A 7,099-nucleotide genomic window follows, 5' to 3' on the forward strand; every position below is an offset into this window, starting at 1 on the left:
CTCGGTCACCGTGAAGATCGTCGGCCGGGCGGCCGACGGCCGTGACGCCGAGTTCAGCGCGTCCGGCAAGACGATCACCTTCCACGGCTTCATGAAGGCCTACGTCGAGGGCGCCGACGACCCGAACGCCGAGCTCGACGACCGCGAGCGCCGGCTGCCGCAGGTCGCCGAGGGCGACGCGCTGACCGCCGAGGAGATCACCGCCGACGGCCACGCGACCAAGCCCCCGGCCCGCTACACCGAGGCCTCGCTGGTCAAGGAGCTTGAGGAGCGGGAGATCGGCCGCCCGTCGACGTACGCGTCGATCATCGGCACGATCCTCGACCGCGGCTACGTCTTCAAGAAGGGCACGGCGCTCGTCCCCTCCTTCCTGTCCTTCGCCGTCGTGAACCTGCTGGAGACCCACTTCGGCCGGCTCGTCGACTACGACTTCACCGCGAAGATGGAGGACGACCTCGACCGCATCGCGCGGGGCGAGGCCCAGTCCGTGCCGTGGCTGAAGCGGTTCTACTTCGGCTCCGAGGACGCCTCCGAGGTAGTCCCGGCCGACGGCGACCACCTCGGCGGCCTGAAGGAGCTGGTCACCGACCTCGGCGCGATCGACGCCCGGGAGATCTCCTCCTTCCCCGTCGGCGAGGGCATCGTGCTGCGCGTCGGCCGCTACGGGCCGTACGTGGAGCGCGGCGAGAAGGACGCGGAGGGCCACCAGCGGGCCGACGTGCCGGACGACCTGGCTCCGGACGAGCTGACGGTCGCCTACGCGGAGGAGCTGTTCGCGAAGCCGAGCGGCGAGTTCGCGCTCGGCGCGGACCCGGTCAGCGGCAACCAGATCGTCGCCAAGGACGGCCGCTACGGGCCGTACGTGACGGAGATCCTGCCCGAGGGCACCTCGAAGACGGGCAAGAACGCGGTCAAGCCGCGGACGGCCTCCCTGTTCAAGAGCATGTCCCTGGACACGGTCACCCTCGACGACGCCCTGCGGCTGATGTCGCTGCCGCGCGTCGTCGGCACGGACGCGGAGGGCGTGGAGATCACGGCCCAGAACGGCCGCTACGGCCCGTACCTGAAGAAGGGCACGGACTCGCGGTCCCTGGAGACCGAGGACCAGCTCTTCTCGATCACCCTGGACGAGGCCCTCGCGATCTACGCCCAGCCGAAGGTGCGGGGCCGCGCCGCGGCCAAGCCGCCGCTGAAGGAGCTGGGCACCGACCCGGTCAGCGAGAAGCCGGTGGTCGTCAAGGACGGCCGCTTCGGGCCCTACGTGACGGACGGCGAGACGAACGCGACGCTGCGGCGGGACGACGACGTCGAGACGATCACGCCGGAGCGGGGCTACGAGCTGCTGGCGGAGAAGCGGGCGAAGGGGCCGGCCAAGAAGACGGCGAAGAAGGCCCCGGCGAAGAAGGCCGCTGCCGCGAAGAAGGCGCCGGCGAAGAAGGCCACGGCGACGGCGGCCAAGAAGACGGCGGCGAAGAAGACGACGACGGCGGCCGCGAAGAAGGCGACCGCGGCGAAGAAGACGACGACGGCCGCGGCCGCGAAGAAGGCGGCGGCAGCCGCTCCGGCGGACGAGTAGGAGACCCGGGGGCTCCGCCCCCGGACCCTCCCCCAGCGAGGGCCCGGGCGGAGACCCCGGTGCCGGAAGGTGGGTGCGGGGTCACACCGGGCCCTGTCCACAGGCCACGGCAACGGCCCAGCGCAGCGGATAGGCTGGGCGGATGACGCGAGCCGAGCAGCCGACGGTCGTGACCGCCTCCGAGAACCCCGCCTACGACGAAGCCCTGGCCGCGGACTCCCGCGAGCGAGCGGTGCGCGCCCTGCTGCGCACGCCCGGGCTGCGCCGGCTGTGGGGCGCCCAGCTGGTGAGCGGCATCGGTGATGCCCTCGCCCTGCTGGTCCTCGTCCTGCTGACCCTCCAGGCGACCGTCACGACCGCCACCGGCGGCCTCTTCGGCACCGGCTACCGGGGGGCCGCCTTCTCCGTGGCCGCCGTCTTCGCGGTGCGCTTCCTCGCCACCGTCCTGTTCGGCGCGGTCCTGCTCGGCCCGCTGGCCCGGCTCACCGCCCCCGGCGGCAAGCTGGACCGCCGCTGGACGATGGCCGGCGCCGACGGGCTGCGGATCGTGCTGTTCGTGGTCGCCCCGCTCTGGCTCGACTGGATCCCGGCGCACGCCACGGTCGCCCTGCTGGCCACCGTCTTCGTCTCGGGCGCCGCCGAGCGGGTGTGGACCCTGGCCAAGGAGAGCGCCGCGCCCGGGCTGCTGCCCGCGCCGCCGCCGGAGGGGGCGACGGTGCGCCCGCTCCCGGACCACCTCGACGCCCTGCGCCGCCTCAGCCTGCGCACCGCCTTCGCGGCGATGCCCGTCGCGGCCGCCGCCCTGCTCGTCGCGACCCTGGTCGGGCGGGCGCTGGGCCTGGCCGTGGACTGGTTCGCCGCGAACCCGTCGGCACTGGGCTCGTACGTCGCCGCCGGCCTGTTCGCCGCGTCCGTCTCGCTGCTGCTCCCGCTGACACTGCCCGCCGTGAAGACCCCCAGGCCGCGTTCCCCGCTCGAGGGACTGCGCACCCCCCGCGCGGGCGACCGGGCCGAGAAGGGCCGTACGGGCTCGATCCGGCTGCTCGTGCTCGCCTGCGCCGCCGTCGCCGGAGCCGTGGCCTGCGCCGCCTCCGTCGCCGTCCTGCACGCCTTCGACCTGGGCGGCGGGCCCTCCACGTACGCCCTGATGGTGCTCGCCCTCGTCGGCGGCACCGCCGCCGGGATCCGCGCCACCCAGGCCGGGAAGGTACTGCCGGGGCTCTCCCGGCGCCGGCTGCTGGCGCTGGCCATGGCCGTCGCCGGGCTGGCGCTGCTGCTGACCGGGCTGGTCCGGGACACGGCGACCGTACTGTTCCTGGCACTGCTCGCGGGCACCGCCGCCGGTGTCGCCGCCAACACCGGTCACACCCTGCTCGACCAGGAGACCGAGGAGTTCCGCCGCGCCCGGGTCACCGCGCACCTGCAGGCCGTGGTCCGGGTGGCCGTGGCCCTCGGGGCGGTGGCCGCGCCGCTGCTGGCCGGCCTCATCGGCCCGCACCGGCTCGACGCCGGCCGGATCGTCCTCGCGCACGGCGGCGCCGCCTACATCCTGATGCTGGTCGGCGCCCTGCTGCTGCCCGCCGCCGTGGTGGTCCTCGCCCGGGCCGACGACCGCCGCGGCGTACCGCTGCGCCGCGACCTGCGCGAGGCGCTGCGCGGCGGGGAGCCCGTACAGGCCCCGTCCGCGACCGGGTTCTTCATCGCCCTGGAGGGCGGCGACGGCGCCGGCAAGTCCACCCAGGTCGAGGCGCTGGCCGACTGGATACGGGGCAAGGGCCACGAGGTCGTCGTGACCCGGGAGCCGGGCGCCACCCCGGTCGGCAAGCGGCTGCGTTCGATCCTGCTGGACGTCTCCTCCGCCGGGCTGTCGAACCGCGCCGAGGCGCTGCTGTACGCCGCCGACCGCGCGGAGCACGTCGACACGGTGGTCAGGCCCGCCCTGGAGCGCGGCGCGGTGGTCATCTCCGACCGCTACATCGACTCCTCGGTCGCCTACCAGGGCGCCGGCCGCGACCTCTCCCCGACCGAGATCGCCCGGATCTCCCGCTGGGCCACGGACGGCCTGGTCCCGAACCTGACCGTGCTGCTCGACGTCTCCCCGGAGACCGCGCGGGAGCGGTTCACCGAGGCGCCCGACCGGCTGGAGTCGGAGCCGACCGAGTTCCACCAGCGGGTGCGGGCCGGCTTCCTGACGCTCGCCGCCGCCGACCCCGGGCGCTACCTGGTGGTCGACGCCGGCCAGGACCCCGGCTCCGTGACCACCGTCGTGCGCCACCGGCTGGACCGGATGCTCCCGCTGTCCGAGGCCGAGGTGGCCGCGCAGCTGGAGGCCCGCCGGCTCGCCGAGGAGGAGGCGCGCCGCAAGGCCGAGGAGGAGGCCGCGCGCCGGGCGGAGGAGGCCCGGCTGAAGGCCGAGGAGGAGGCCCGCCTGGCCCGCGAGGCCGAGGAGGCCCGGCTCAGGGCCGAGCGGGAGGCGGAAGCGGCCCGGGTCAAGGCCGAGCAGGAGGCGGAAGCGGCCCGGGTCAAGGCCGAGCGCGAGGCCGCCGAGGCGCGCCGGCTGGCCCAGGAGGAGGCCGCGCGCCGGGCGGAGGAAGCCCGGCTGAAGGCCGAGGAGGAGCGGCGAAGGGCCGAGGAGGAGGCCCGGGTACGGGCCGAGGCCGAGCGGCTGCGCGCCGAGGCCGAGGAGCGGGCCCGCGCCGCCGAGCAGGAGCGGATCCGGCTCCAGGAGGCGGAGGAGGCCCGGCTGCGCGCCGAGGCCGAGGAGCGCCGGCTGGAGAAGCAGCGGCGGGCCGAGGAGGCGCTGCTGCGGGCGGAGGAGGCGCGCAAGCTGGCGGAGGCCTCGGCCGCCGCCGCGGCCGCCGCGGAGGCGAAGGCAGCCGGGGCGCCGGCGCCCAAGGTCGTCATGAGCAAGGAACCGCTCCCCGCGGACCAGGCCGTCACGGTCGAGACGCCGATGGTGAGCCGCGTCGTCCGGCCCGACGACGTGACGCAGACCGTCCCCGTGCCCAAGATCGACCCGTCCGGCGCGCGCCCCTCGGACGAGACGGCGGTCCTGCCCGCCGTACGGCCCGACGGCCCGGCCCCGGCCGCCCAGGGCGGCCGGACGCGGCCGGCGGAGCGTCCGACGGCCCCGCACACCCAGGAACGGCCCCGCACACCCAGGAGGCCCCGGCCGACCGGGTGCCGCCGGGGATCTTCCGGGACTCGGCGAACGACGTGACCCGCGAGCTCCCCGTCTTCGACGAGGACGGCCGGCCGCGCAGGAGCCCGTCCGAGTGGGCCGAGGCCACGCCGATGGACGACCTGCCGACCCTGGCGGACGAACTGCTCGGACCCCGCCCGGACGACCGGGACCACCGCGACGACCGCGGCGACGAGGACGGCCGGGGCGGACGGCGCCGCCGCCGCTGACCGGCTGGGCGGGCGCTCCCCTGCCCGGGGACGGATTGTCGGTGGCGCGCGCCACAATGTGAGCAGACGGGTGCGGAGCATCCACGGACGGTGAAAGGCGGTGGGCGGGATGCCCGTGTGGGACGACCTGGTGGGACAGGAGCGCGTGCACGCGCAGCTGGCCGCCGCCGCCCGCGACGCCGACGCCCTGGTCACGGCCGCCGCTGAGGGCGAACCGCTGCCGCCCGGCTCCAAGATGACCCACGCCTGGCTCTTCACCGGCCCGCCCGGCTCCGGGCGGGCCACCGCCGCCCGGGCCTTCGCGGCGGCCCTGCAGTGCGTCAGCCCCGACCGCGCCCTCGGCGGGGAACCGGGCTGCGGGTTCTGCGACGGCTGCCACACCACCTTGGCGGGGACCCATGCCGACGTGGAGGTCGTCCGCACCGATCTCCTGTCGATCGGTGTGAAGGAGACCCGCGACCTGGTCCGCCGCGCCCAGCTCTCCCCGGCCGTGGGCCGCTGGCAGGTCATCGTCCTGGAGGACGCCGACCGCCTCACCGAGGGCGCGGGCAACGTCCTGCTGAAGGCCGTGGAGGAGCCCGCCCCGCGCACGGTGTGGCTGCTGTGCGCGCCCTCCCTGGAGGACGTGCTGCCCACCATCCGCTCCCGCTGCCGCCACCTGACCCTGACCACCCCGTCCGTGGCGGCGGTGGCCGAGGTGCTCGTGCGGCGCGACGGCGTGGAGCCGGCCGGCTGCCCCTGCGGGTGGACGACGTGGGCGGCTGCCTCAAGGCCGCCCAGGAACTCGTCGACGCCGCCGCGGAGGACGCCAAGCAGGTCGCCGAGGAGGTCGACGCGAAGGAGACCGAGGAGCTGAGGGCCGCGCTCGGCGCCGGAGCGGGCGCCGGGGGCCGGCTGCCGCGCGGTACGGCCGGGGTGATGAAGGAGCTGGAGGACCGCCAGAAGCGCCGGCGCACCCGCACCCAGCGCGACAGCCTCGACCTCGCCCTCACCGACCTGACGGGCTTCTACCGGGACGTCCTGGCCCTCCAGCTCGGCTCGGCCCTGGCCATCGCCAACGAGGACATACGCCCGGACCTGGACCGGATCGCCCGTGCCTCGGGCCCCGAGCGGACCCTGCGGCGCATCGAGGCGATCATCGCCTGCCGTGAGGCCCTCGACCGGAACGTGGCCCCGCTCCTGGCGGTGGAGGCCATGACGATGGCCCTCCGCGCCGGCTGACGGGTTCACCCGTACGAGCGGTCCCGGGCCGCGCGCGGGGAAACCGTACGGTCGCCGGGGGGACGGCCCCGTGCCCGGTCGGCGGGCGCCCGGCCGGGCGGCGGCCGACGGACAGGGGCCCCGGCAGGACGTACGCTCGCCGCATGGACACCAGGCGACTGCTGCGCACCACCGGGACCGTGATCGCAGCCGCCGGGCTGCTGCTGTCCGGCTGCACCTCCGGCAGCCCGGACGTGGCCTCCGCCTCGGCCGAGCCGTCCGCGGTTCCGGCCGGGCTGCGCCCGTACTACGCGCAGAAGCTGAGCTGGCGCGACTGCGGTGTCCAGGGCTTCCAGTGCTCCACGATGAAGGCGCCCCTGGACTACGCGAACCCGGGCTCCGGCCAGGACGTGGACATCGCGGTGGCCCGCCGCACGGCCACCGGTCCGGGCAAGAAGCTCGGCTCCCTGGTGGTCAACCCGGGCGGCCCCGGCGGTTCCGGCATCGGCTACCTCCAGGCGTACGCCGGCATCGGCTACCCGGCGGCCGTCCGCGCCCGCTACGACATGGTCTCCTTCGACCCGCGCGGAGTGGCCCGCAGCAGCCCCGTGGAATGCCTGACCGGCCCGGCGATGGACCGGTTCACCCAGGTCGACCAGACCCCGGACGACCAGGCGGAGCGGGCTCGTCTGGTGGCGGCGTTCAAGGAGTTCGCGGCGGGCTGCGAGCAGCGCTCGGCGCGGATCCTGCCGCACGTCTCCACCGTGGACGCCGCCCGCGACATGGACCTGCTCCGGGCCGTCCTGGGCGACGAGAAGCTGAACTACGTCGGCGCCTCCTACGGCACCTTCCTCGGCGCGACGTACGCAGACCTCTTCCCGGGACGGGTGGGCCGGATGGTCCTGGACGGGG

General features: G+C 75.7%; 4 protein-coding genes and 1 pseudogene. All 5 read left to right on the forward strand.

What is annotated here, in order from left to right; translation table 11 throughout:
* Window positions 1-1,576, forward strand: a 1,576-nt coding sequence (locus tag VR44_RS03445; RefSeq protein WP_045945856.1) for a topoisomerase C-terminal repeat-containing protein, incomplete at its 5' end; no start/stop codon positions are given.
* Between the two features lie 142 nt (window positions 1,577-1,718).
* Window positions 1,719-4,796: a dTMP kinase gene (gene tmk, locus VR44_RS03450; RefSeq protein WP_245691595.1), complete on the forward strand. Its 3,078-nt coding sequence runs from the start codon at window positions 1,719-1,721 to the stop codon at window positions 4,794-4,796.
* Entirely contained in the window at window positions 4,793-4,987 is a 195-nt protein-coding gene (locus VR44_RS46825) for a hypothetical protein (RefSeq protein ID WP_245691596.1), read from the forward strand. The genes tmk and VR44_RS46825 overlap by 4 nt, the downstream gene beginning before the upstream one ends.
* A gap of 109 nt (window positions 4,988-5,096) precedes the next feature.
* Window positions 5,097-6,208, forward strand: a pseudogene (locus tag VR44_RS03455) (DNA polymerase III subunit delta').
* 143 nt (window positions 6,209-6,351) lie between these two features.
* Window positions 6,352-7,099: alpha/beta fold hydrolase (locus VR44_RS03460; RefSeq protein WP_045945857.1), on the forward strand; the 748-nt coding region annotated here is incomplete at its 3' end.

Origin of the sequence: Streptomyces katrae (genome assembly GCF_000966975.1) — a bacterium.
Lineage (GTDB): Bacteria > Actinomycetota > Actinomycetes > Streptomycetales > Streptomycetaceae > Streptomyces > Streptomyces katrae.

Excerpts from the sequence above, each read along its gene's own strand:
- tmk (WP_245691595.1), top strand. The coding sequence starts at position 1,719 with ATGACGCGAGCCGAGCAGCCGACGGTCGTGACCGCCTCCGAGAACCCC.